General features: G+C 62.5%; 17 protein-coding genes. 8 read left to right on the top strand and 9 right to left on the bottom strand.

Annotated features, from left to right (window positions below):
* Positions 1-186: 186 nt before the first annotated feature.
* A complete protein-coding gene (locus A4R35_RS19480; RefSeq protein ID WP_112432334.1) occupies positions 187-1299 on the bottom strand; it encodes a LacI family DNA-binding transcriptional regulator in 1113 nt (370 codons plus the stop codon).
* A gap of 239 nt (positions 1300-1538) precedes the next feature.
* Here A4R35_RS19480 and A4R35_RS19475 point away from each other — a divergent pair, with 239 nt between their 5' ends.
* The 8 genes from A4R35_RS19475 to A4R35_RS19435 all read left to right on the top strand — a co-directional run bounded on the left by A4R35_RS19475 (position 1539) and on the right by A4R35_RS19435 (position 13518).
* Positions 1539-2810, top strand: a complete 1272-nt coding sequence (locus tag A4R35_RS19475) for a glycoside hydrolase 5 family protein (protein ID WP_112432332.1) — start codon at positions 1539-1541, stop codon at positions 2808-2810.
* A gap of 382 nt (positions 2811-3192) precedes the next feature.
* A complete protein-coding gene (locus A4R35_RS19470) occupies positions 3193-4095 on the top strand; it encodes a NotI family restriction endonuclease (RefSeq protein ID WP_112432330.1) in 903 nt (300 codons plus the stop codon).
* A complete protein-coding gene (locus A4R35_RS19465; RefSeq protein ID WP_223258414.1) occupies positions 4096-5088 on the top strand; it encodes a DNA adenine methylase in 993 nt (330 codons plus the stop codon).
* Between the two features lie 824 nt (positions 5089-5912).
* On the top strand, positions 5913-7190 hold the full coding sequence (locus A4R35_RS19455; protein WP_146747271.1) for a hypothetical protein: 1278 nt from the start codon (positions 5913-5915) through the stop codon (positions 7188-7190).
* A gap of 19 nt (positions 7191-7209) precedes the next feature.
* Complete coding sequence (gene cutA, locus A4R35_RS19450) at positions 7210-7551, top strand: divalent-cation tolerance protein CutA (protein WP_223258413.1); 342 nt, start codon at positions 7210-7212, stop codon at positions 7549-7551.
* Positions 7552-8099: 548 nt separating this feature from the next.
* Positions 8100-10010 (top strand): hypothetical protein, encoded by a 1911-nt coding sequence (locus tag A4R35_RS19445; protein ID WP_112432322.1) that lies wholly within the window; start codon positions 8100-8102, stop codon positions 10008-10010.
* Between the two features lie 69 nt (positions 10011-10079).
* The gene (locus A4R35_RS19440; protein ID WP_112432320.1) at positions 10080-12386 is read left to right on the top strand and encodes a hypothetical protein; all 2307 of its coding nucleotides are present in this window, start codon (positions 10080-10082) and stop codon (positions 12384-12386) included.
* Positions 12387-12390: 4 nt separating this feature from the next.
* Positions 12391-13518, top strand: a complete 1128-nt coding sequence (locus A4R35_RS19435; RefSeq protein WP_112432318.1) for a hypothetical protein — start codon at positions 12391-12393, stop codon at positions 13516-13518.
* A 35-nt stretch (positions 13519-13553) separates the two neighbouring features.
* Here A4R35_RS19435 and A4R35_RS19430 read toward each other — a convergent pair whose 3' ends face one another.
* From A4R35_RS19430 to A4R35_RS19385, 8 genes are all read right to left on the bottom strand, one after another.
* Positions 13554-14465, bottom strand: coding sequence for a class I SAM-dependent methyltransferase (locus A4R35_RS19430; protein ID WP_112432316.1), 912 nt, complete (start codon positions 14463-14465; stop codon positions 13554-13556).
* Between the two features lie 436 nt (positions 14466-14901).
* The gene (locus A4R35_RS19420) at positions 14902-16629 is read right to left on the bottom strand and encodes an NAD(P)/FAD-dependent oxidoreductase (RefSeq protein ID WP_112432311.1); all 1728 of its coding nucleotides are present in this window, start codon (positions 16627-16629) and stop codon (positions 14902-14904) included.
* An 18-nt stretch (positions 16630-16647) separates the two neighbouring features.
* Positions 16648-18462, bottom strand: coding sequence for a YCF48-related protein (locus A4R35_RS19415; protein WP_112432309.1), 1815 nt, complete (start codon positions 18460-18462; stop codon positions 16648-16650).
* 226 nt (positions 18463-18688) lie between these two features.
* On the bottom strand, positions 18689-20374 hold the full coding sequence (locus A4R35_RS19405; RefSeq protein ID WP_112432305.1) for a TCP-1/cpn60 chaperonin family protein: 1686 nt from the start codon (positions 20372-20374) through the stop codon (positions 18689-18691).
* Positions 20371-21090, bottom strand: coding sequence for a hypothetical protein (locus A4R35_RS19400; RefSeq protein ID WP_112432303.1), 720 nt, complete (start codon positions 21088-21090; stop codon positions 20371-20373). The genes A4R35_RS19405 and A4R35_RS19400 overlap by 4 nt, the downstream gene beginning before the upstream one ends.
* 233 nt (positions 21091-21323) lie before the next feature.
* Positions 21324-22358, bottom strand: a complete 1035-nt coding sequence (locus A4R35_RS19395) for a carbohydrate ABC transporter permease (protein WP_112432301.1) — start codon at positions 22356-22358, stop codon at positions 21324-21326.
* A 56-nt stretch (positions 22359-22414) separates the two neighbouring features.
* The gene (locus A4R35_RS19390; protein WP_189362055.1) at positions 22415-23356 is read right to left on the bottom strand and encodes a carbohydrate ABC transporter permease; all 942 of its coding nucleotides are present in this window, start codon (positions 23354-23356) and stop codon (positions 22415-22417) included.
* A 332-nt stretch (positions 23357-23688) separates the two neighbouring features.
* On the bottom strand, positions 23689-25383 hold the full coding sequence (locus tag A4R35_RS19385; RefSeq protein ID WP_189362053.1) for an ABC transporter substrate-binding protein: 1695 nt from the start codon (positions 25381-25383) through the stop codon (positions 23689-23691).
* Between the last annotated feature and the right edge of the window lie 128 nt (positions 25384-25511).

Raw genomic sequence — 25511 nt, 5'->3', positions numbered from 1 at the left:
ACAACGCACTTCCGCCCTGGCAAAGGGCGCAAAGGCTGGATCAGCCGACACGTCAAACAAGCCAGGTTCAGGATGCAGCGACCCAGACAGAGCATCGGCCAGAAGAGGGGTGGCGGGCAGCATCCCTGCTCAGCTCAGGGACGAACCACAGCGCTTCCTTCTCAGCCTGCCGGGAGCGAGCCAGGTTCAGTGGCGGACAGAGGCAGGAGGAGCACAAGCTGACTCGCGTTTCACCAGCTCTACGTCTAGCATAGAGACCACGTGCACGGGGTCGGGATGACTGATCAAGGCGAGCAGCCGCCGCAAGGCCACGGCGCCCAGAGCCTCCTTATTGACGCGCACCGTCGTCAGAGCCGGCGTCAGGTGTTCTACCATATCGATGTCATCGAAGCCCACTATAGAGATATCCTCGGGCAGACGTAGCCCGGCCTCGCGCAGGGCCTTCATGGCTCCTACAGCCATCTCATCGTTGGCACAGAAAATCGCGCTGAACTGCTCGCCGCGCTCCAGCAGCCGCTTGCAGGCCAGATAGCCCCCTTCCATCGACAAGCCCCCATCCTCGTACAGCTCTGGCACAATGGGCAGGCCAGCCTCCAGCAGGGCCAGACGATACCCCTGAGCACGGCGCTCAATCGTGTAGACGCGATTTCTCGGCGGTCGCTGCCTATGCTGCTCCGCTTCCTGGCCTGTCTTCTCCACAAAAGGACCACCCATGAAGGCGATGCGGCGATGGCCCAGACTGATCAGATATTCAACGGCCTGGCGCGCGCCATCCAGGTTATTCCCCAAGACGGCATCGGTCTGGGGAACGTAATTGTCAACGAGGACCAGCGGCGTGCCTGCCTGCTGGATGGTCTGCACGGTGACGGCCTCCGCCGGACCGACCAGCAAGATGCCCCCGAGACGCATGTCATAGATAGTGGTCAGCAGGCGATCAGGGTCCTCCTGGATCTCGCTAATGGCGCGATAGGTCACTTTGACATTGGCCCGCCGCGCCTCACTCTCGACACCGTGCAGGATATGCGACCAGAATGGATTGGTGGAAACCGTGGTCTTGGGCAGAAAGGAGCAGAAGAGAAAGCCGATCTCTCTGACAACGCGCCCTTCAACAGGTGGCCGCTCTTCGTCCCCCACTCCCTGCCTCACCCCGCTAAAGTAGCCGAGCCGCGAGGCCGCGCGTAGCACGCGCTGGCGCGTCTCTTCGGTCACGTTACCGTGGTTGTTGAGGACTCGCGAAACGGTGCCGACTGAGACTCCCGCCTCCCTCGCGATGTCTCTCAAGGTGACAGTGTTTGCCAACGCCGATTCCTCCAAGGCTGTGAAACGTTCACGAAAAAGATAACATCAATATTGATATCTGTCAATCTTAAGGCCGGCTCGTGGTCATCAGAATGATGCTCAACCATGAGAAGGGGCACCTATTGACAGAATGGTCGGTAAGATGGTACCATTCTTCCGTGTAACGGTTCATTGAAAAATTTGCATTGTTCATTGAACCATCTGGAGCGCAGCCACTCATCCAGGAAGGAGCAGAGCATATGCAGGATGCACATGCTGAGACCCCGCGACCACAAGCGAGCAGGAGAGCTTTTCTGGAAGCTATAGCCGCCGCTGGTCTGAGCTTCTGGGCGGCGGGTACGGGCTTGGGTGCGGGAACGGCTTTTGCGCGCCCCAGTGCCGATGCGGCATCATCCTCTCGTTTCACGGCGGCCAGCCTGCGGCAGCAACGCAACAGTTTCGTGAGCCGGCGCGGGCCTTTCTTCATTCTGGACGGCCAGCCTTTCTATTTCGCTGGCACCAACAACTATTATATGCATTATCAATCTCACTTTATGATCGACGACGTCCTCAAGGATGTCGCCGCTATGGGCCTGCCAGTCTTACGTATCTGGGGTTTTCTCGACGGGCAGCCGCACAATGGTTTTGTCATGCAGCCTGAGCCAGGCGTCTATCCTGAAGATGGCTACGAGCGTTTCGACTACACCGTCTGGCGTGCGGGGCAGCTTGGCATCAAGCTGGTGGTACCGTTCGTCAACAACTGGGACGACTTCGGCGGCATGAATCAGTACGTGGCCTGGTTCGGGGCCAGCGGTCATGATGACTTCTACACCAATCCCCAGATCAAGGCCGCCTACAAAGCCTACGTGCGTCACTTCATCCACCGCGTGAACCGTTACACAGGCAAACCGCTCTATCTCGATCCGACCATCATGACCTGGGAGCTGGCGAACGAGCCGCGCTGTCAGTCGGACCCCAGCGGCCAGACCCTGACGGCCTGGGTTCATGAAATGAGCGCCTTCATCAAGAGCATGGATGGCCTCCATCTGGTGGCGGTCGGTGACGAAGGCTGGTACAACGAGCCGGGCAACTCCGACTGGGCCTATAACGGCAGTCAGGGCGTGGACTGGAAGCGCCTGGTCGCTCTTCCCACAGTGGACTACGGGACGTTACACCTGTACCCGGACTACTGGGGCAAAGACAACGCCTGGTCATTGCAGTGGATCGCCGATCATATTCACGATGGCCATGCGCTGGGCAAGCCGGTAGTTCTGGAAGAGTATGGCTGGCTGGACATGGCTACGCGCGATGATATCTATCGGCAGTGGACCGACCAGGTCTATCGCTTGAACGGCAACGGTGATCAGTTCTGGATTCTGACGGGCCTGCAGGACGACGGCACGCTCTACCCGAACTATGATGGTTTCCGCGTGACGTATCCGAGCAGCACGGCCACGGTGATCGCCCAACATGAGGCCCAGATGCGGGCTAAATCCGAGCGGTCTGGGCGTGGCCCTCGGGTCGGAACGTAGCGCCGGAATGGCGTGAGCGTGCGTAGAGCACGCTCGATGAGCAAGCAGATCGCTACCATCAACCACCACACTCACACCCTCACGCCCTGGGTTTCCTGCTTGTTGTGACACTGGACTGCCTGGATCGCCCGGTCCAGGCAGTCACTTTTGAGGATGCCTGGACCGCCACTACCATCTGCTCTCGCACCCTTCTCACCTGAACAAGAAAGAGGCAACAGAGCCTTCTAAGGCCGAGAGGCTTGGGAGAATCTCTTGACAAAGGAGAGAAAATAGAGCTGACCCAGCTGCTGCGCAAGCCCAGTGACTTGCATGATCGCTGGACAAGCGTGAAAGAGAGATTTCTCTAAGAGTCCCTTCCTTTTCCTGGAGGAAGACAGCAAGCATGGTTCCGCTACCTAGACACCCCCTGGCAGAAGTCTTTGGTTTCCCCACCACGAATTTCTCTGCAGAGGCAGAGCGCCACCGACAACTCAAGCTTTGCCCTTTCCATAACCATGTGCCCACGTGTACGAAAGACAAAGCCGAACAGCCTCTTGGGGTATGCAGCGTTTTCGAGGGAAGTAACATTGTCATCACCTGTCCCATACGTTTTCGAGAAAACTGGCTTGCTATCAGAGATGCCGCCACGTTCTTCTTCCCCCCGGGAGCGCAGTGGACAGTGCTTTCAGAGGTTCGTCTGAACGATCGCTTTGGGCAGTCAGCAGGTAACCTCGACTTCGTCCTTGCCGCGTACGATCATCTGGGTAAGATTATTGATTTTGGTGCATTGGAAGTACAGGCTGTGTATATTTCTGGCAATGTTCGCGCTCCTTTTGAGCAGTATATGGCCGATCCTCAGCAACGAGCCAATATGGACTGGTCACGGCAGCGCTTCTATCCTCGGCCCGACTATCTTTCATCTTCTCGTAAACGTCTAGCTCCGCAGCTATTGTATAAAGGGGCAATTCTCTCGTCTTGGGGGAAAAAGATGGCAGTTGCTGTTGAAAGCAATTTTTTTGCCACTTTGCCACAGATGGAAGAGACCGCTCCTGAGTATGCAGAAATTGCCTGGTTGATCTACGATCTCCAGTATCGGGAGCAGGAAAACCGCTATCATCTTACACGCACAAGAACTGTTTACACTGCTTTCCAGACAGCCCTTACAAAAATTATTACAGCGGAGCCAGGCCATCTAGGCGATTTCTTGCAATTGCTCCAGAGCCGGCTTGACTCCAAGCGGGAAAACGGAGATCGGCAGAAAAGCCTCTTTCAGCTTTCGGAGCCGCATGAGTGGGAGGAGGATTGAGTGGCTTCAAAAGAACAACCCTTCTCGTTGATGGTCCCTCTCTTTGCTGATGGCCCCGTGGTCAGCAGCTCCAGCAGCCCTATCCCCAGCCAGGGGGAACTGGCACGGCCCATCAATGTAGCCAGCGTGCCCCAACGTAGCCCCTTTCGCTATCCAGGTGGCAAGACCTGGCTTGTCCCTTACATACGCCGCTGGCTCTCTCCCGCGAGCAGAGCGGCCCGTGGTCTGTCGCCAGCGCGCCCGACTGTGCTGCTAGAACCCTTCGCCGGTGGCGGCAGCGTCAGCCTGACAGCAGTGGCAGAGGGCCTGGTCGAACGGGCGCTGATGGTAGAGCTGGACGAGGATGTAGCAGCGGTCTGGCAAGCACTCTTGCAAGAGAGTGCACGCACTCAGCTTCTGCAGCTTCTGCACTCTTTCGAGCTGACACCTGCAGGAGTGGAGGACTGGCTGGCCCGCGAGCGCCACTCTCTTGCCCTCGCCGAGCACGCTTTTCAGACCTTGCTCCGCAACCGCGTCAGCCACGGCGGTATTCTGGCCCCGGGCGCCGGTCTTCTCAAGCACGGCGAAGGTGGACGCGGCTTGCGCTCGCGCTGGTATCCAGCCACGCTGCGGCGGCGCATCGAGGAGATCGCCCGCCTGAGTCCACGCCTCACCTTCAGACAAGGCGACGGCCTGGAGTTGCTGCGCCACTACCTGGAACGCCATGACGTGGTCAGCTTTATTGACCCTCCCTATACCCTCACCGGCAAGAGAGCCGGGCGCCGTCTCTACCGCTACGCTGAGCTTGATCACGAGGCCCTCTTTAGGCTGGTGAGCCGCCTCGCGGGCGATTTTCTGGTTACGTACGACGACACACCAGAGGTACGCGCACTGGCCAGGCGCTACGCTCTGACCCTGGCCGCCGTGCCTATGCGGACAACCCATCACACGCAGCAGATGGAGCTGCTCATCGGGCGTGACCTGCGCTGGTTAGAGACATCATGGCCATCATAGAGAGAAGGGCCTTGTTTGCCTGCCGGTCTTTTTGGGGAGCAGACAAGACCCTTCTCCTGAGAGCCTGGCTCTCATACTCTACGCTGTCCTCTCAGCAAGGAAGGCAGAGGAGGCCCCTTCGCTTCCTCCTCTTTCCAGTTCGATAGCTCTGTCTCCCCATTTGGCGTCGATCTAGGGCCTGCGATAGGAGAAGGACGGACGCGCCAGCCAGACACCCAGGATCAGCCCACACAGCAGACAGAGCAGAGCAATCGTACAGAGCAGCCAGACATCTAGCGTCACCATGTGCAACCTCCTGCTTATTATTGACATTCAATATATCCAGAATATAATTTATATAGAAAGCCGTCATATCTCGCTCTAAGCATAGCACGCCCCTGGGACGCCAGGAACCTCCAGCAAGGAGCCAGCGCAGGAGCAGCAACGGGGCCAGGAGCATACAGGACAGGGGCCAACAGGGGGCCAGCTAGATTTTCTCCATCTTCTGCCCGAAATACCCTTGAAAGGTGGTCCCTCCCTGAGTAAACTGAAAGTGAGAGCAGCGATGAGCGACGGGGCCAGAGAAGCACCTTCAACCAGGAAGGCCAATCAGCTGCTCAGGCGTGCACGCGAGCTGCGCGGCTGGTCACGCCAGCGACTGGTTTTGGAGCTGCAGCAGCGCTTTCCCGGCGTGGCGGTTACCGCTAAGGACATCGCTCGCTGGGAGCGGGGGAAACGCAGGCCAGGCCCATACTATCGAGAGAAACTCTGTCTGATCTTTGAGCTGACCGCAGAGCAACTTGGCTTTATCGAATCGTCGCCCGCCGCAACAACGGCAGAGCCTTATGTCAGCCCCCTCGCCTTTGCCCAAGCCCGAGCCACGCGCTCAGCCTGCTCATGGGATACTGTTGGCTTCGCCCCCGGCCAGGCAGGACTCAGAGCCGGGCGATCTCGCTACCTGGCTCGGCCTCAAGCTGGCGCAGATCGTGCGGATGATCAGCACCTGGCAGGGCCACGCTCTCGCCTGTGAAGAGGTACAGGCGCTGATCGATCAGGAGCTAGTCATGATCGACGATACGTTGCAGCACTACAGCAGGCACGAAGAGTTAGAGCTATCGCGGCGCGAGGCGCTCGTCACTATTGCCGCCCTCCCCACGATCTTGCTCTCCTGGCGCCGCCCCGAGTGGACGAACGAGATGCTGGCCGAAGAGTTCCTTCCCCAGTGCTCCGCCAGCCTGGCAGCCTGCTGGCATCTGCTCAAGGGCAATGGCCTGACCACCGTCCAGGAGATTCTCCCCCGCTTCGCCCCAACACTCATCCTGATGGCCCGCCAGGCGACGCGCTACCAGCGAGTGGCGGCGCGCCTGGCCACGCAAGCCGCCATTCTCCAGGCCATCCTGGCGATGCACCGCCTGGACATCGCCGGGCGGGAACGCTCCTGCCTGGAGGCCCTCCGCTGCAGCCGTGCGGCTGCCGATGAGCGCCTGGAGTGCGCGGCGCTAATGTACCTGGGCTATACCTATTCGTTTTGTTACCGCCCGCGTCAGCCCCGCAAGGCGATCGCGGTCTTTGAGGAGGCGCTGCGTGTGCTGGGAAGCCAGGATTCGCTTCTGCGCAGCGATGTGGCAATGGGACTGGCCGAGGCTTATGCTCAGTGTGGCGACGAGCGTCAGGCGCTCCACTATATGACGCTCGCTCAGGACGCTTTCCCTACTCGCCCGGAACTCGACCCTAGCTTCGCCTATGCCGAATGCGGCCTGAACGTACTCTACCAGTGGGAAGGAAAGATGTGCCTGGAGCTGAGCGCTCACTTCCCCGACTTTGGCTATCAGCAGCGTGGCTGGCAGGCCATTGAGCTGAGCCTTGCCACCCCGTCGATCTCAGAGCGCGCCAGCAATGAGTCTCTTATTTATCAGGCCGACGCCGCCCGTCTGATCGGTGAGCTGGATCTCTTCGCCCGCTATGTACGCCAGGGGGCCGAGCTGGCCCTGACACTGCACAGCCAGAAACGCTATAATGAGGTCCGCGAAGTCTTTCAGCGGGCGCCGCGCTCCTGGCAGCATGAGCCACAGATCCAGCGGCTGGCCCGTGATTTCTTCAAGCCGTTGCCTAGCTCAGGTTGAAGGAAGGATGACGCAGACAATGGCAGAGTTTCTTGAGGTACGCACAACCATCGATTCGGAGGAGGGCGCACGCCGGATCGCCCAGCAGCTCGTCGAGCAGCGCCTGGCCGCCTGCGTGCAGATCTCCGGTCCTATCCAGAGCGTCTACTGGTGGCAGGGAGCCATCGAGCAGGCCCAGGAATGGCTCTGTAGCGCCAAGACGCGCGCCGATCTCTACAGCGCTGTCGAGCAGGCCATCCGCGCAGCCCATTCTTACGAGGAGCCGGAGATCATCGCCGTGCCGCTCGCCGCCGGCAGCGAGGGCTACCTGCGCTGGCTGACGGCTGAGACGACTCGCCCCACGAGCGACAACCCACAGTGAGCCAGCGCTGAGTAGACAGCGGACAGGAGCGGAGCCTGTTCCCCTCCTGTCCGCCGCTTTTCTGGCGTGACGCGACTTGACGGAAAGCCAGGCAAGGATCGCCGGCAAAAACAACTCCCCCGTTGATCCTCTCATCATGAGATCAGACTAACTTGCACATCCTGCCAGCTTCTCATCAGTCAGGCAATCTTTGGATCATCGACCTCCCAGCACCAGCTATCGCCCCGCCAACGGTGACCAACCCTTGCCGAAAAGGGAAGCTCCTCAGCCAGGGTTTTGCAGCGAAGAGAAGAGTGTTTCTCTTGATTGTGGCTCCTTCTTTGGAGTATAGTAACTCTCATCAATGGGGCTGCGTCGGGAAAGAGAGGTGTCCGCGATGGCCGCGGGTGCCTCCACTAGTCGATCTTGCCTGATAGCCAGGCTGTAGATCAGTTCACCTCTTCCTGGTGGGAGAAGGCCCACCAGCGAAGAGGCCTATTTCTCCCAAGGCCAGGTAATTGCGGTGGGTGGTTGCCATAAGCAGCCCGCGAGATGGTGGGAGCACGCTGATGGCTAAGCTCTTTCTGGCGAAGGACGAGAGCCACTACTATATTGTCGCAGGCAAGAGTCAGGGCACCTTTCAGCTCTCGCTGGCGGGCCTCTTCTGGCTGGCTCAGATGCAGACTCCATTCCCCCGCCCTGGTAGACAGAGAGATGAGGGCGTCCCGCTCACATGGGGTACATTTCGTAAGCTGAGAGACGAAGGCTACCTGTTTACGAAAGGCCCCTCTCTCTCAGCCACTACCAGCCGGCCTGGCCACCACAAACACGACGATGACGATCAGGAGCAGGATACAGACGAGGCCCCTGTACCGGCAGGGCTTCCTTTGCTGCTGCGCACGGAAGGAGAAGGCCCCGACGAGCACTGGCAGCTCTTTCTCGATCTCTCCGACCTGAGCGAGGAGACCTGGCAGGAGCTGCAACAGCTCGCTGGCTCGACAGCTGGTGCTCGCTTGCTGGCCGGTCGAAAGGAGCTGGCCAGCAGCGAATCACTCAGGCATCTCTTCTTTTCTCCTCTTCTACCGGTCCATCCCCAAGCCGAAGCCTATCAGCTCTGCTGTCAGCTACCAGATGGATACTACGAGCTGGGGGCAGCACCCCGGACGCCTGGTCTCAGCCCGACCTGGCAGGGCACGCTCTTTTACCAGGAGGAGGAGGCCGAGCTGCCTCGGCGCCTGCTCCGCGGCGAACGCATCAAGCTCTATGCCGGAATACGGCTCTACTGGCTTGTACAAAACACTCATGACGTTCAGCGCGGACTGCTCCGGAACTGGCCAGGCTCGGCGCGCCCGCTTGGCCCACCCGTCGCTGACTGGCAGCTGTGGGAACTGGAGCTGACGCCCTCAACCCTGGCCACCCAGGATGCAGAGGCCCGGCTTGAGCGCTGGCTGAACTACAGCGAACTGAAGTTGCAGCAGCCGAGCTGGTCGCTGATGCTGCTCAGTCCGCCCCTGCTGCTCCCGAAGGCGGGATCACCCGTGCTAGGTCCTCACTCTAAGGTGATCATCGGCTGCAGACCACCCGCTACCAGCCTGGCCCCTCTCCAGTCAGGGCGAGCTGTCGCCATGACGTTGGATCTGCGTCTTTCTAAAGAGGGCAATGGTCCACCTCTAGAGCGGCGGTTTTCACTGACCGGAGAGGCCAGCATGGTTTACGTGGCACTGGACAGTTTGGAGCCAGGGACATATCAGCTCGGGCAGGGGAACCTGCCGGATCGCTTGACCTTCACTCTTGATCCCTGCGCCGCGCAGGCCGGGACTGATCCCTTGCCGCCGGAATTGCTGGCGGGCTTGCGCTGCACTGCGGTGACCGAGGGCGACGCCCGGCAGGAGTTCGCCGCCTTCAGCCCCACGGCAGAGGAGGCAGCGGGAGCCACAGAGTCACGCCGCCTTCTGTTGAAGAGCGCAGAGGAGGGAGCCACGCTGGTATGGGAGCTGGCTCCGTCGGGCCTGCCGGTCAGCGTTTCCTGGCGCTGGTGCACTGCAGAAGCGTTCTGGGACCAGGGCCGTGCCTTCTCTCCGGTGACCACGGGCGAGAAGCTGACAGCCCTCTGGCAGCAGCAGATCTGGCCGGCGCTCGCCAGGGCCAGCCAGGCCCGTCTGATCTTCGACGGGGGTGCCCTGGGCTGCCTGGAGATCTCTCTAGAGCCTGCACCCAGACCGGTCGCTGCATCACTACGGATCAGGACTGCCCAACGCGCGCAGTTGCTCTGGCTGGGCAACTGTCTCACCGCCCTGCCAAGGGCTGAGCTTGCCCATACGCCAGGGCTTCCGGTCGCTCTGCAGCAGCGGCTGCGCGCTCTGGAGCAGGCCGCCCGTCAGGATGATCCGCCGCTGGCCCTGGCGCTGCGGCGCCTCCTGACTGCTCGCTTGCAGCCCTGGATAGTGGCCCGCCTAATGGCCGTCTTCCAGGAGCACTAGCACGATCATTCGGCACACTCTTTGCTCTGCTCGCCTCGCTGTTCCCTTCGGATCGGAAAGGCTTCAACCATGATCGACGTAGAAAGCTATCAATGGATTGGAATTATTCATCAGGACAATTTAAAGGAAAATGTTGCTTTTCTTACCCCTCTAGCGTTCTTCGATGATGAATCCCGGACCTGGGAGCCTCTCACCTGGCAGGCTCACAAAAGCTGCTTTCCCAACGCCGGTAAGGTTGCCTGGCCACGCGGGCCGAGTGAATGGAGATCAGAGCTGCTCTATAGCTTTCGCGTTGAACCGGCGCAGGGTCGCGAGGAGTTCAAAGATTCACCGACCTACTCATACTACCGCATCGCTGGTTCCCCCTGGCCCTCGCCCGAGGGACTGGCCCAAGTCCTCGACTGGAGCACTACCCCGAGGGAGCGGCTCGTTGCCAGGCTGAGCGAATCTTTCACCAGGCCATGCTATACGAAAACCATCTATATCCAGCATGGGCGCCAGCTCTATGGACCCATCCCGCTAGACAGCGAGCGGCTGCGTCCTCTCGCCTACAGCAACGGCACTACGGAGCAGACGCTGCATGTCAGCGTCTGCGACCCTCCCCAGGATGAGCAGGCTATCCTTACCTTTCAGCTTGACAATGGCGAAGAGCTGCGCCTTCTGGCGGTCGAGCCTCGCGCTGGCACCGAGCAGCAGGACTGGTCGCCTCCAGGCGTCATTATCAAACAGCTCATCAAAGCCCATCGCATGCTGTCCCAGGTCGGAGATGACGATCTGGGGCAGATGCGGTACGTTCTCAAAGCCTTCAAGCATGCCCTCAGCACCCAGGAGCCGTCAGTGTGCCCACTACTGCCGGATACCGTCGCACGCGCCTGCCTCCTACTTCAGGAGGAAGAGCAGGCTATCGCCTCCCTGGCAGAGTTCAGCGACTTCCTGCTCCAATTGCCCACCGTCCAGCGCCAACTGAAAGCAGCCTGCGAAGAGGCCAGCCAGCAAGCCTATGAGGCAGCTCTGCAGCAGGTCCGCCAGGAGCTGACCCTGTTCCGTCACAAGCAGGAGGAGTCAATCGCGCGCGAGCTGGAGGCCCGCTTTGCCGAACAGCGCCAGCAGCTCGCCGCGGGTCAGAGACAGCTTGATAGGCTGACACACTCTCTGAAAGAAGCCTCCGATGAGCTTGAACTCTATGAAGAGGAAATAATCAATAAAAAGAAAGAGATAGAAACACAAAAGCGCTTGCTTCAGAAAGAAGAGGCCCAGCTTCAAGCCTTCGAAGCCCACTTCCGACAGCGGCTGGAAGAGTTACAGCAGCAGCCGCTAGAAGCGCTGAGCCAGGTGCTTGCGGATCACTGGCTCCTGGCGGCCAGCGCCGGTAGAGACAGTAGGCCAGGCAGCAGTAGCGACATGGGTAGCGGCAGAGGTACAGGCCCCGCCCACCCTCAGAGCGCCGAGCAGCTCTGGCCAGAGCTGGCCAAAGCCGGGTCGGGTAAGTTCATTCCCGATCCTTCTACCCTGCTTGATCTGGTGACCGTCCGTCAGGCGGCCCGGCAACACGGCGCCAAGCCGGCGGCTGTGCGCCTCTGTATCCTTGCCCTCCTGGCGGGTCTCATTCCCACGCTCAGCGGCCCCGTCGCTCTCGCCACACTGGAAGCCCTTAGCCTGGTGCTCAGCGCCGGACGCCTCTGCCGGGTCGCCATCCCGCTGACAGCAATGCAGCCGCTCGACCTCTTCGGCCAGCTCAGGCCCACAGAGCGCCTTTTCCTACCCGCCAGCTCATCGCTGGCCGATACCGTACTCTGGGCCGCTGAGCATCCCGAGCAACTGGCCATCGTTGTTCTCGAAGGGCTGGACCGTCTTCCCGGCGCTCCAGTCTACGTGCCGCTGCTACAGCAATACATCGCCCTGCAACAGCGTCCTGCAGCCAGGCCGACACCGGTGCCGCTCTTCCATCCCCAGGCACTCCCCTCTGACGATCCCTACCGCTCACTGGCGGCCTTTCGCTGGCCAGGTAATCTGCTGCTGACCGCGACCTGCGATGACGATCTGCACAGCCTGCCGCTACCCAAGATCACCAGGGGCTGGCTGGTCCACCTTGATCCCAGCCAGCTTACGCTCAACCGCAATCAGCAGCAGCTTAACGGTCGCCAGGAGCGGAGCGAGATCGCCGCCACGGACTGGCACCGCTGGCGCCTGACCGTCAATCAAGCGCTCGTGAGCGCAGCCAGCAACGAGGCAAGTGCCAGCGCGTCCTCTCCCATCGTGGGTCTGCTCAAGCAAACTGCCAGCTGCTTCGATTGTTCCTTCGATGAGCATCTTCTCAGCAAGGCGGCCCTTGATCCCAGCACCGGGCCTGCTGCTTCCCTGGAGGAGGTGGACTAAGGCCATGACCGTCGATATCGAGCTGCTCCAGGGCGAACAGGCCAGATACTTCGTCACTTCCTCGCTGCTGGGAGCTATCCAGGCCGCGCCGGCGGCACTGCAGGCCGAAGCCGTACGCGCAGTTCTCTGGGCCTTGTGCCGGGGAGGCACCAACTCCTTGGGCGGCGACACTCCCGTGTCGACACGCACCCTGCTCTATCACGCACGCCGCCTGCTGCTGCCTTTCCTGGAACCACAGCCTGCTTCCCTCAGCGCCGACCAGGGCCAGCCTGACGGCTCCGGCTTCGCTTCCACACAGGCCAGAGAGCAGATCGATCGCCGGCTCCTGGAGCGCCTTGCCGAGCAAGGCGATCTCCTCCAGATCAGACACACAGAGTGGCATTGGCTACCGGCCCCTCCGCGTCTCGTTCCGCTGGGCAGCCGCTATCTGCTCGCCGGTGGTCTCCCCCTGCATGCGCTGCCCGGGACGCTCCAGAAGCAGATCACGCTGCGCACCACTCTGCGCCTGCTCCGGCTCGCTGCAGATAAGGACTGGCCCTACACCTACCAGAGCCTGGCGAGCTGGCTCGGCCCTCAGCCACCCAGCCTGCGCGAGCTACAGAGCGCTTTCCTGCAGACCCCGCTCGCTCCCGTGGAGAGAACCCCAACGGCGAGCGACCAGATCGAGGTCTATCTACCCCAGGGTCACGGCCCCCAGGAAGAACGCTGGCAGCCGCTGATACGCGCGGTCACGGCGTCGGGGCGCTACCTGCTGCGCAGGCCAGGCTACTGGTCACCTGGACGCTTCCACTACAGCATCGTGCTGCTGCGGCAGGGGCAGATTCTGCAGGAATCCCCGCTTGAAGATCAGGACATTACCCGCCTCTGCTACGCCCTCGATCAGGCTGCTGGCAGACGCACAATAGCCCACTGGTATGGCCAGGCCGGCGGCCAGACACTGGAGCTGCACCTCGAAAGCCGCCTGCCCCGACGCGAGTACCGCCTGTTGCTGGCCCTGAGCGCACGGCTCACTACCGAGCGCAGCACCCCTCTCCGCTATCGCTGGCAGGGCATCGCCGTCGAAGATAGGCCCCGCCTCGAGGAAGCGCTGCGACCCCTGGGCCTGACCTTCGCTGAACATTTCAGCCGCTGAGTCGAGACCCGTCGCCAGCGCGCGTCAGGCCCACTTCAGGGCCGCGGCTTGCGGCCAATGGTGACGTGAAACTGGAACTCGGTGCCGTAGTTGCGCCACTCCTCCGGCAGCGAGGCCAGCAGCTCACGCCATTCTTCTACCGGCATAAAGGATGCCACGCGCTCGGTGAGCGCCGACATCACAGCCAGCATATCTTTCTCCAGCAGGCGCCCACCCTGGCCGCCAGCCTCACCCATCATCACACCATAGGTCCGCTTCTCGACGGCGATCGCCCCCGCCTGCGTCAAGAGGGTCGGCATATTGAGGGCAATCAGCGGATCAAAGCCCCAGCCCGCAATCGCCCGATTGACCAGATCGCGCAGATGGGCCGAGCGCGGCCCCGGATGATTGAAATACATGCCAGCCTCCGTCAACTGCAACCAGCCGCCAGGACGCGCCAGGCGCAACAGCTCGCGCAGCACCTGCGGCCAGGCCGAGGCCGGCACCGCCAGAATCAGCAAACGCTGATGGACCAGATCAAAGCTGTTCTCAGGCAAGGGCAGCCCCTTGAGGACGTCGCCATAGACATAGTCAACGTTGGCCGGCACCGTCGGCAAGCGCTCCGGCGGCTCAACGTCCACCCCCACCACCTGACAAAGCGGATAACGCTGCCCTACCTCGCGGGCCCATAGTCCCGTGCCACATCCCACATCGAGAATCGCCCGCGGATAATCGTCGAGCGGCGCAATAATGTGCTGCTTCTGCACGCTCATGAGCGCGTAATGCTGAAAGTTGAGGCGATCGATCTCGGCCTCATCCTTCGGTAAGGCATAGGGGACATCCTGGAGATAGCGGCGCTGCCACTGCTGCTCTTCCTCTGCCCGCGCATCCTGTCCACGTGGCGTCAGCTCCCCCGTCTTGATCGCCGGCAGTCGCCGCGTCCTCCTAAACAGGCCCCATAAAGGCATCCTGGCCTCCTTCTCATGATGAAATACCTATACCTGGCTCTCTCCGTCCGTCCCCTGGTGAAGATTAGCACGCTTGCCCCGTGCGCTAGAGGCCATCACACATGGAGACTGCCGCCCATCCAGGCGGCACAGGTTCGCCAACCTGCCAGGCTGGACAAGAGGCAAAGAGAGCGCCTTGTTCTCATCGTTCAGAAGAGAGTATACCTGGTCATCGTCCAAAAATGGAAGGATCTACTTGAACAGCAGATCGCTTATTCGATTGCTTCGCGCTTCCTCACAGCACAGTGAGCGATTGCAGCAATAATATCCGGCAACCGACCCCCCCAAAAAAAGGGGCGCCGGCAGCCTTGACCAGGTGGCAGCCGCGCCCGTCTGTGATGGCCTGTCACGGCCTGCGTTCTTCCAGGGTCGGGGGAGCACGCACAGCCAGCAAGCTCTAGGCCAGCACCCCAATCATCTCTAGCTGTACCAGCAGCTCAAGGCCCGAACGCAACGGCAAGCGCTCCGTCTGCGGCAGGGCTTGCAGCGCCTTCGCCGTCTCCTCCAGGTGAGCCAGGGTATGTGCACCGTCGAAGAGCGAGAGCAGCACCTCCTCACCAGGATGCAGGTCCAGATAGCGCCCCGTCTGCCGATTAAGCACACGCCGCGTCTGGCGCACCGCTCCCTGATAGTAGTAGAGGCCCTCGCTCAGCTCCACCTCCTTGAGACGCAACGGGCGCCCGGCGTACTGGGCGACCAGCTCCTCGCGGCAATAGGGTGCGCCAAAGAGGCCATTGACCAGCTGCTGCGCCTCATGCAGGGGGTAGCTGCCGAAGAGACTCAGCGACTCCGCTCGCGTCGCATAGCCCGAGGCCAGGCGCGTAAAAGCCTGGCGATCCGAGAGGTTCAGCTCACTGCCGCTGCGCGCCAGAATGCGCCGCGCCTGCCAGAACCAGCTTTCCAGCGAAAAGTTATTGCTATACCAAAACGCCGCCATATCGCGATAGGCTTGCAAATAGGTGCGATAGGTCTGGGCATAAAATTCCCAATAGCGGCGGACCTCCTCATCGTTGCTGCAGGCAAAGCTCGACACCAGAGTGTAGGCCGCCTTCTGCCCCAGCTCATGGGCCAGCATCACACCCGACGAGAGGATCGGATCGACAAAGCCCGCCGCATCGCCAACCATCGCCCACCCGGGTCCGGCCATCTGGCGGCTGCGGTACGACCAGTCCTGAATAGCGCAGACATCGCGCCGCTGATCGGCAGCAATGCGCGTCAGATGGGCCTCCTTGAGCAGATCGCGCACCTCATCACAGGCCTGCAACTCCTCCAGATAGAGCTGATCCGGTCCCGCGGGCAGTTGTTTGAGCGTCTGGCGATGGGTCACAAAGCCCACGCTCATGACATCGCGTTTCAAAGGAATATACCAGATCCAGCCACGCGGCGTCGTGATGATGCAGATGCGCGTCAGCTCCGGGTAGCCGGTATACTCATAGAGCCACTTCGCCCCCTGCCAGTAGGCAAAGAGGGCATAGTTGTTCATCTGAGCATCGTACTCACGCAGTTTGAGGGCGTGGCCGAGCAGGGCCTGCTGTCCGCTGCAATCGAGAACCCAATCGCAGTAGACCGTCTGCGGGCCACGCTCATCGATAAACTCGACGCCGATGGCCCGCGGCGCCGCCCCAGGCTGGCCGCCTGAGCCGTCGGCCCCCTCCTCGCTCGCCGATTGCTCAGGGGCGCGATCCCAGAGCACGCGCGTCACCCGCGCCCGCTGACGCACGTCGACCCCCAGGCTGGCGGCGTGGCGCAGCAGCAGATCATCGTACTCAGCACGCCGCACCTGCCAGGCCCGCGTGTAGAGTCGCGGCAGGCGCTTGCCCTGAGCCACGAGTTGCGAGATCAGCTCATCGAATTCGAAGCCCCACGGCTCGCGGCTGCGCCCCCAAATAAAGGTCGCCCCCAGCTTCTCCAAAAAGCCCGCGTTGGCCACCTTCTCATAGGCGCCCATCTCCTCCAAGACGGGCGAGGCCCCCGCCAGCAGCGACTCCCCCACATGGTGGCGGGGAAAAGCCTCTTTTTCGAGCAATAGTAGACGCAACTGCGGTGCATAGCGGCGGGTCAGGGCTGCCACCGTGCTGCCCGCCGGCCCGCCGCCGATAATGACGACATCGTAGCGCCTGGTCATCGTTGGTGCCTCCTTTCCCTAGAGGCGACGCAGACAGACCACTCCTCCGCTGAGCAAGGCCACGAGCCATGTTGACGTACAGGCAATATCGGCAATCCGCACCAGCGGCAGCCCCTCATGCTGAGCCTGCCAGCTCTGGCCCAGATCATCCGAGCGGAAGATGCCGCCGCCCGCCAGCACGAAGAGCAGACGCTGCCCGGCTCGCTCGCAGGACACTATCCGCCGAATACCACCGCCACCGTGGCCGACCGCACTGCGGCGCCAGTTGCCGTCGGGTCCCGCCAGGAGCAGGATATTGCCGACACCCAGCGCCAGCGGCTCAGCGCAGCTAGCTACCAGCGGCCAGTTGGTATCGGCCTCCAGTCCGCGTATCCAGTTGCTCCCATCATCGGTTGAATACCAGAGGCAGACATGGTACTGCCGTGGATCATAGGTCGCCGCCACCAGATGCTCGGGGGTGGCCTGCAGGGCCGCCAGGAGCGTCACCCCAAACGGCGGCGTCAACTGGCGCCAGCTTGCGCCATCGTTAGCGCTGTGCCAGAGGTGGCGGCCATCGCCGCTGGCCACCCAGAGATGACGGTTCGGAGCGCTACCGGCCCAGGTGATCAGCGTATTGCCCTCCAGCGGCTCCCTCAGCAAGAGCTGATGCTCACCGCTGGCCGGCCAGAGGCGCAGCAGGCCCTCGGGTCCCGCCAAGAGCAGCGTTTCGTCGTCGACGGCGGCGCAGCCGGTCAACGGCAGGCTCAGCCCTTGCAGGCGCTGCCATTCCGCCGTCTCGCCCGCCTCCTCCTCTGTCAGCCTGGCCTGCAGCGGGGCCGTATGTGTCCCCAGCAACCACAGACGCTCACTCTGGGGCTGCAGACGCAGCAGATCATGCAGCGGCGGCGCTGGAAGAGCACGCCAGCTGTGACCATCGTCGTCGCTGACCAGCACCCCTTCAGCAGTGCCCGCATAGAGCCGGTCCTGGCCGCGGCCCTGGCGACAGATATGCACCATCCGCCCGTCGACCGTCTGCCAGCTCCTGCCGCCATCGGTCGAGCGGAGCAGGCCGCGCTGCGTTCCCAGCAAGAGCGTGCCGGCCTCCGTCGTGAAGAGCGACAGAGGATGGACCCCTTCCAGGTCCACCACCGCCTGTAGGGATTGCCAGCGCTCGCCTTCGGCATCAGCCTGTAGCAGAGTGCCATCCTCCAGCACCGCCAGCACCTCCCCACCCGGCAGGCGCGTCAAGACCTCGACCGCTCCCTCACTGCTCTCCAGGACCCGTCGCCAGCCGCGGCCACCGTCGCGCGAGCGATAGATCCCCTCATCGGTGGCCGCCAGGACCGCCAGCCGGTCCAGCCAGAGGAGATCGGTGATCTCCTGACTGTGCAGACCAAAGGAGACGTTGCGCCAGGTGCGCCCGCCATCGCTGCTGCGCAGGAGGCCATTAGCCAGCGTCCCGGCCAGCAAGGTATTGTCGCTGCCAAAAGTCGGCGAGGGCGCCAGCACCGTCACCCCAACGCTTCCGTCCTCGATCTCGGCTCGCTGCCAACCTGCGCCACCCGTGAGCGAATATGCCAGACCACCGTTCCCCCCGGCCAGCAGGAGATTGCCATAGGCCAGCAGGACCGTGACCGGAGCCGGCGGCAAGAGCACCGGCCCCGGCTCCCACGTTCCAGCCTCTACCTCTCCCGGCTTCTCGGAAGCCGCTCGATAGCAGGCGATACCTCCCAGACCACCGGCCCACAAGCGCCCCGGCGCCGGGGCCAGGGCATAGACTGGCGTCGGCAAGGCCGGCACCTCCAGCTCACGCCACGTCTGCCTGTCTGACTCTGATCCTCTCCCCGTGGTCATGCTCAAAAGCAAACACCTCCTTCCTCATTGCTTACGGCACAGCTTCAGTTTCAGCGCCCAGCCCAGCAGGCGCCGCACCGTCAGCCTCTTGTCATTATCGCAGAAAGCCGCAAGCGCGCCCGTTCCCTCACCGTTCAGCGGCCACAGAGTCACAGCCCAGGCCCTGTCGAGCAGCAGACCTTCTCGCCTGCGCCGGCTCAGCTCAGATCGCTGACCTGCTCGCAGCTCACCCGTGAAAAACCACCGCATCGGTCGTCACCAGCATCGTCGCCAGGCTGACTGCCGCTCGCAATGCCCCACGTACAATGCTGCAGCAGTCCAGGATGCCCCGCTCCCACATCGAGACCACCTCACCACGCAGGGCATCAAAGCCATAGTCGGCCCCCCGGCGACGCACCTCCTCTAACACCAGCGGTGGATGCACAGCTCCATAATTGCGCACAATCTGCAAAAAAGGCTCCTGCAGCGCAGCCTCCAGCAGCGCTACCCCTTGACATTCGTCAGCGTCGGCACAGGAGGCACGCGCCCCCTCCAGAGCTGGCAGACAATTGAGGAGGGCCACTCCTCCACCAGGCACCAGGCCACCCTCGTAGGCCGCTTCCAAGACGCGCAGCGCCTTTTCCGCCTGCTCTTTTCTCAGCTCCAGCTCATGCTCGCTGACAGCTCCAATCTTGAGAATGCCAATCCCGCCCGTCAGACGCGCCAGACGCAGGCGCAGAAACCCCCACTCGCTCTGTTTCCCGCGCGCGGCCTCGCGCAGCTCGGCCCGCACCGCCGCCAGGCGCCGCTGAATATCGCGCGTCCGTCCCTGACCGCCGATGAGCGTCACCCCTGTGGGGGTGAGGATCGCCTGCTGCGCGCGGCCAAGGTGCTCGCGCCGCAGATGACGGCAAAGCGTACCAGTCAGCTCCGAGAGCACCGTACCACCGGTCAGGGCCGCCATATCGGCCAGATCATCGTGCACCAGGGTCGCACCGCTGGAGAGGACCAGCAGGCCGAGCGTCACCAGGCCGCGCACGTGATTGGCCGTCAGCATGGTCAGGGCCGGCCCGCGAATGGCGCGGGCGACCACCAGCAGAGGGGGCCGGGCTGGCTCGGCCAGCACCAGCTCCAGCATGGGCAGCACCTGCTCAACTTCGCGCAGCTCCTCATCGGCGAGCACAATCCAGGGCTGGCGCAGGATCAGCCCGGCCTCACCCTCCGGCAGGAGGGCACGCGCCGGGATGTAGCCATCCCACTTGCCACCACGAATGTACTCGTGGTCGAGACCGGGCCTGGGCAGCTCTTCAGTGACAATGGTCGAGCACGGCCCCAGCACCTCGAACATGCGCGCCAGCACCTCGCTCAGTTCCACATCGCCCGTCGCCCCCAAAACCAGAGCCTGCACCTCCCGGCAGCTCCCCAACGGACGAGCCTGACTCTCCAGAGCCGCCTCCGCCGCCTCGACGGCCCGCTGCAGTCCACGCACCAGGGCCGGCGGACTGGCCCCCGCCGCCAGCCGGCGACAGGCCTCGTGCACCAGGGACCGCACCATGACCGCTGCCAGCGCTACCCCATCGCCATAGCGCTCGTGTAGCTCCAGCGCCATCTTGCGCAACAACATCGCCCCCAGATTGTCGCTGCGACTGCGCAGGGCGATCACGCGCCGCGCAATGGTGCTGGCGTCGGCCAGGACCTCGCACTCGCTGCGGGTGCGTTCGTTGAGAACCAGGGTACGCGCCGGTCCCAGGGTCAAGGCCAGGGGCCGGGCCAGCAGATCGATGCCTCGCACCAGGAGGCGCAAGGCTCGCGGCAAGAGGATCAGTGAGGGCTGCTGCGCCACCCGCCGCAGCTCCGCAATCAGCCGTCGCGCCTCCGCCAGCCGATAGCCGGTCGTGACGTCACGCGGATTACGCGGCCTCATCGTTGTCATGGCACGCCTACCTTCAACTCACCGCGACGCGCCAGCAGCACCAGCGCCCGCCTCCATAGCAGCAGGGCCGCCAGAACCGGTGCAATCAGGAAGAAGCCGGCGATCGAGAGATAGCCGACAAGCATCACCGCCAGGGCCAGCAAGAGCGATCCAGCGGTCGGCAACGGATAGCGCCAGGCCAGGCGCAGCGCCTGCCAGAGCAGCGACCAGGCTCCCTGCCCCGGCTCCACCAGGAAGAGCGGCCCCCAGTAGACAGCGCTGAAGCCCAAAATCAGCAGTAACAGACGCAACAGCACATCAAGCGGCAAGAGCTGCAGCGGACCGACCACAACGATCAGCAGACAGAGAAGGCCACAGAGGCCCGGCAGCGGCGCCAGCGTGCGCAGGCTCGGCAGGAGCAAACGACCCAGCTCGTCGCGCACCGTCGCCAGGTCCAGCGGCTCCTGACGGTTGAGGCGAGCTACGCCGCTAAAGAGCACGGCTGTCGCCGGCATCAGGGCCAGGGCGCTGTAGAGCACCAGGGGCAGGCGCAGCGCCAGCGGGAGCACCGGCCAGGCCAGAGCCACCAGCGCTGGTACCAGCTGTACGGCCCAGCCCACGTTGAGAGCCACCAGCCGCTCTAACTGATCGCGCAACAGGGCAAAGGCGCCCCAGATTGGACGGCGCAGGGTCCCCTCTGGAAGGACATCGGCCTCGAACTCTTCAAAGAACGGCATCGTCTCTGTTCTCCCTGTGCCCGGAAAGCACAACAGAACCCAATAAATATGTCACAAATGCGTTAAAATGCATGGCAGACAGCACCGGCACGGCGGGCAGGTATGCAGACGCGCTGTCTGTCGCTTCTACCCGCCGTGCCCCGCGGTACCCGTTGATGTCGTCGGCCAGCCGAATGCTCGCCGACGCCTGCCCAGACGAGTCGGCTGGCCACCCAGGCGAGACGGAAGCGGGCCTACTTCAGGCCCTGGATACGCACACCGCGCAGTAGATACTCACGGCAGAGAATAAACATGATAAAGATCGGAAAGGTCTGCAGAAGGGCCAGCACCATCAGGCCATTCCACGAGAGGCCCGCCGCCAGGGCCGAGCGCATGGCCGCCGACTGGCTCAGGGCCGTAGCGCGGTCCATCACGCCCGAATTGATAAAATTGTTCATGACCGTGTATATGGCCAGGGCCGTCGGAGCCTTATCGTTGCTCTGAATCACCAGCTGCGGCCACAGGAAGCTGTCCCAGACGGCATAGAACTGAATCCAGGCCACTACCGAGTAGACCGGGACGCTCATCGGGAAGACAATGCGGCGGAAGATGTTGAACTCCGAGCCACCATCGACGCGCGCCGCCTGCAGCACCGAGTCGGGGATCGTGTCGAAGTAGCCCTTGAAGATCAGGTAATTGTAGGCATTGAAGATACCCGGCACAATAATGGCCCAGGGCGTATCGTAGAGCGAGAGCGTCGGAAAAGGCTGATCGGTGCCCGGCAGATTGGGAATGGAGGCCCCCGGTAGAGCGAAAGGGAAATTGAGCGTCAGGAAGAGCATCGGTATCAACAGCACCGCCAGCGGAATCATCAGGGTGCCGATAAAGAAGAGGAAGGTCCAGCGTGCGCGCCGTCCACGCAGCAGTTTGCTGGTAGCATAAGCGGCCATCGAGGTCACCGGCAGCGAGATCAGCAGAGTCACGGAGGTCATGAAGAACGAGTTCCAGAAATAGACCCAGAACGGTTCTCCCGCCGATCCGGCCAGCAAAGCCCCGGAGCCGCTGTTCTGGGCCCACTGGATCACCAGCTTCCAGGCCGCCAGCGTGGGATGCAGCGGCCAGAGCACGGGCGTCGTCGATAGCGTGTCCTGCGCTGGCGTGATCGAGGTCACGATCATGATATAGAACGGCACCAGGTGGGTCAGGACGCCCAGGGACAACAGGATCACCATCAACCACCAGCCCAGCCTGAGCAAGGGCTGCTTTCTGCCAACCTTTGGGAAAAGCATAGACACAACAAACACACTCCTTCTGCTACCTGACTGACTTGCGCGCTCGTGCCCGGTCAGGCATCCGGGTCCTCCTTGAAGAAGGTGCGGAAGAGCACCACGATGGCAAAGATCACCAGGAAGAGATAGATCGAGAGCGCAGTGGCATCGGCGTAGCGCTGGTTCTGGATATAGGAGAAGAGGTAGAGCATCACCGTGCGACTGGCCCCCTCGGGCTGGCCGCCCGTGAGAATCTGCGGCCAGGTATAGTCTTGCAGCCCCTGGATGATGCCGTAGACCAGCATGACAGCGATCACTGGACGCAGGCGCGGCAGGGAGACGGTCCAGATCTTGCGCCAGAAGCCGGCCCCCTCGATCTCCGCCGCCTCAAAGTAGGAGCGCGGGATGCCCTGCAGAGCCGCCATATAGGCCAGGCCGGCGACGCCCGGTCCCGCCACGACCACCGCCGGGAAGACCAGCCAGAAGAGCACCTGATGGGGATCGTTGAGAAATGGCTGGTGCGGCAGATGGAGGATCTCGGTGGCAATGTACTCCAGCAGACCGTACTGCTCATTGTAGAGGTAGCGCCATAGGATGCTGTTGGCGATGACGCTGATCGGCAGAAACCAGAGGATCATCATCCAGCGCATCAGGCGAGGCGGCAGCTCCATCAGGAAGATGGCAATCAGCAACGGGAAGATGAAAGTCAGGGCTACCAGCATGCTGCCGTAGAAGAAGGTGACGCGAAAGGCTTGCCCAACCAGGGGATCGTTCCAGACCCGAAGATAGCTCGCCAGTCCGGTAAAATGGCTGGGCAGCATCGGCTGGGCGTCGGTGAAGCTGATGAGAAAGGCCATCAGCAGCGGATACCAGCCCCAGACAAGCTGAAAGAGGGCCGCCGGCAACAGAAAGAGCCAGGTCTCTAGCCGGCTGCGCCGCCGCAGGCGCTGAGCCTGGGCCGGCTGCTCCGCTTCGCTCGCGCTCGCTGGAACCGCTACTTCGGTGAGCGGCTCAGACATTGCTCTCGTACTTCCTTCCATAGAGGGCCACTTGCTTCCATTTCTATTACCCTCACCGACCCGACCGGCCTGTGCACTGTGCCTGGCTCTGAATACGGCCCGGGCCGTGCTCAATCCAGGAGGGCGCCCGCCGCTGCGCCAGCTTCGCCAGGGCGCTATCTTCCCTGGCCAGAAGCGCGTCGGGGGAGCGCAGGGCGCCAGAAGGGCGGACTGGCCAGGGCTGGCGGGTCCGTCGGGGCCCGGCTCGCCAGCCCTGCCAGCCAGTACAGCGACACTGGCCCTGCGCAGGAGGCCGGGGAGGGTACGTCTGCTTCGGTAGGAGACCGCCAGGCTCAGCCTCCCAGAGCCGGCAGAACCTTCTGCACATACCAGGGGTGGAAGAGTTCCGCCGAGTAGAGCGGGGCGTACCTGGCCCAGAAGGCATCGAGATCGGCAAAGAACTTCTTCGCACTGGCAATGAAGGTATCCTTCGACACGCTGGAGGACAGCGAGGCGAACTGCGCGTTCTGGACGTTCTGCAGCTTCATGAGCACCGCCGGGATGCTGTCCTGGGTGTAGGCCAGGCCAGAGTTGGCATCGTTCCAGGCGTCGCCCGTCGGACCCGGATTCTGCTCCGCCGGGAAGTAGAGGCCAGGGTCGGGGAGCTGCGGGATGGCAGCGGCGGCGTTGACGGCCTGCATCGTCAGCTTGCCCCAGGCCTGTTCAGCCGTGCCATTGATGCCGTAGTTGATCTGCAGCTTCGACATCGGCGGCACCTCCAGGAAGACATCCTTGAGGTCATGCGTGACCTTGTAGATCTCCTGACGCTGCTTGACCAGCTCCTCGCCGATGATAAACTGCACCAGGAAGTCGAAGGCTTTGGCCAGGGCCGGCTTGTTGCGCTGCAGATGGGGATCGATGGAGCCGATGGCTGAGCCGGCCTGCGTGGCTCCGAAGGAGCCGAGGTAGCCGATGGGGTGCGAGATCCAGCCGACGACCTCCTCAAAGGGCTTACCCACTTTGACGGCAATGTTGATGGCGCTCGTCGGGTCGGTCACCGGGCGCGTGAAGAAACCCGTATTGTTGGCCATCATGGCTACGTCGCCACGGGCAAAGGCCTGGGCCACGTCGCTGTCGCCGGTCGAGAGCGAGGAGGTAATCGATTTGTCCGTGAAGTACATGCCGCGCCAGTTCTCGATGACCTGCTCGTACTGGCTCAGCCAGGGCGTGAGGTTGTAGCGCCAGGGCCAGGCGTTGGAGGGCGTCGGCTCCAGGCCCAGGCCGCCGTAGCCGGTGGCGCCAGAGTTGAGGCCATTGGCCTGCAGGCTCTGGTCGAAGACGTAGAACTGGAGGGCCGCCCCTTTCATGTTGGCGCTGGTCAGGGCCTTGGCCAGCTTGCGGAAGTCGCTCCAGGTCCAGCCCGGCGTCGGCTCAACCAGCCCGTTCTGCTGGATCAGGTCACGGCGGAAATACATGCCGTCGCCGGCTCCATAACCGCCTGGGGTACCGTAGTAGCGCCCGTTGACCTTCCAGCTACGGTAGACGGGCAGGTAAATATCGGTGAGCTGGCTCTCTAGCCTGGTGCTGACCACCAGGTCGGTGACGTCCGCCGCCAGGCCACGCGCAAAGGCGCTGCGCACGACGTTGTTGATGAAAGAGCCAAGGATGTTGCCTTCAAACCAGGTCGGGGCCGTGCCGGCAGCGATGGCCTGGGTGACCGCGGACTGACTCCAGATGTTGGTGTCAGTGTGCTTGATCTTGACGCCGGGATTCTTCTTGAGCCAGTCGGCCAGGGCGTCAGCGTAGGCTTTGAGGGTGATGTTGCCTTTCTGCTGATCAGCGGTGGGCATGGCATCGCCCGGCCAGCCATTGGTCAGAAACGTGACGTTGACAACGGTGTTGGAGCTGCTCCCTCCACAGGCGGCCAGTAAGGCCCCACCCGCCAGGGCTACGCTCCCCGCAGCCGCAGCGCGCAGAAGCTGCCGGCGCGTCAGGGTCCCCTCAGACGCGAGCAGCGGCTCTAGAAGGGTGCGCGTCTCGTCATCCATGATGTCATCTCCTTCTTTGGAAGCTGTTGAATGGTCTGGGTCCATCCTGTCGTCCTGCATCTGAAACCCTTTGCTTTGTCTCGTCCTTGTCGGTCTGGCCTCCGTTACGTAACGCGCTGCCTGTCTGC

This window comes from Thermogemmatispora tikiterensis (genome assembly GCF_003268475.1).
GTDB lineage: Bacteria > Chloroflexota > Ktedonobacteria > Ktedonobacterales > Ktedonobacteraceae > Thermogemmatispora > Thermogemmatispora tikiterensis.
The sequence above is the reverse complement of the archived record's forward strand: the minus strand, read 5'-3'. Positions and strand labels throughout refer to the sequence as shown.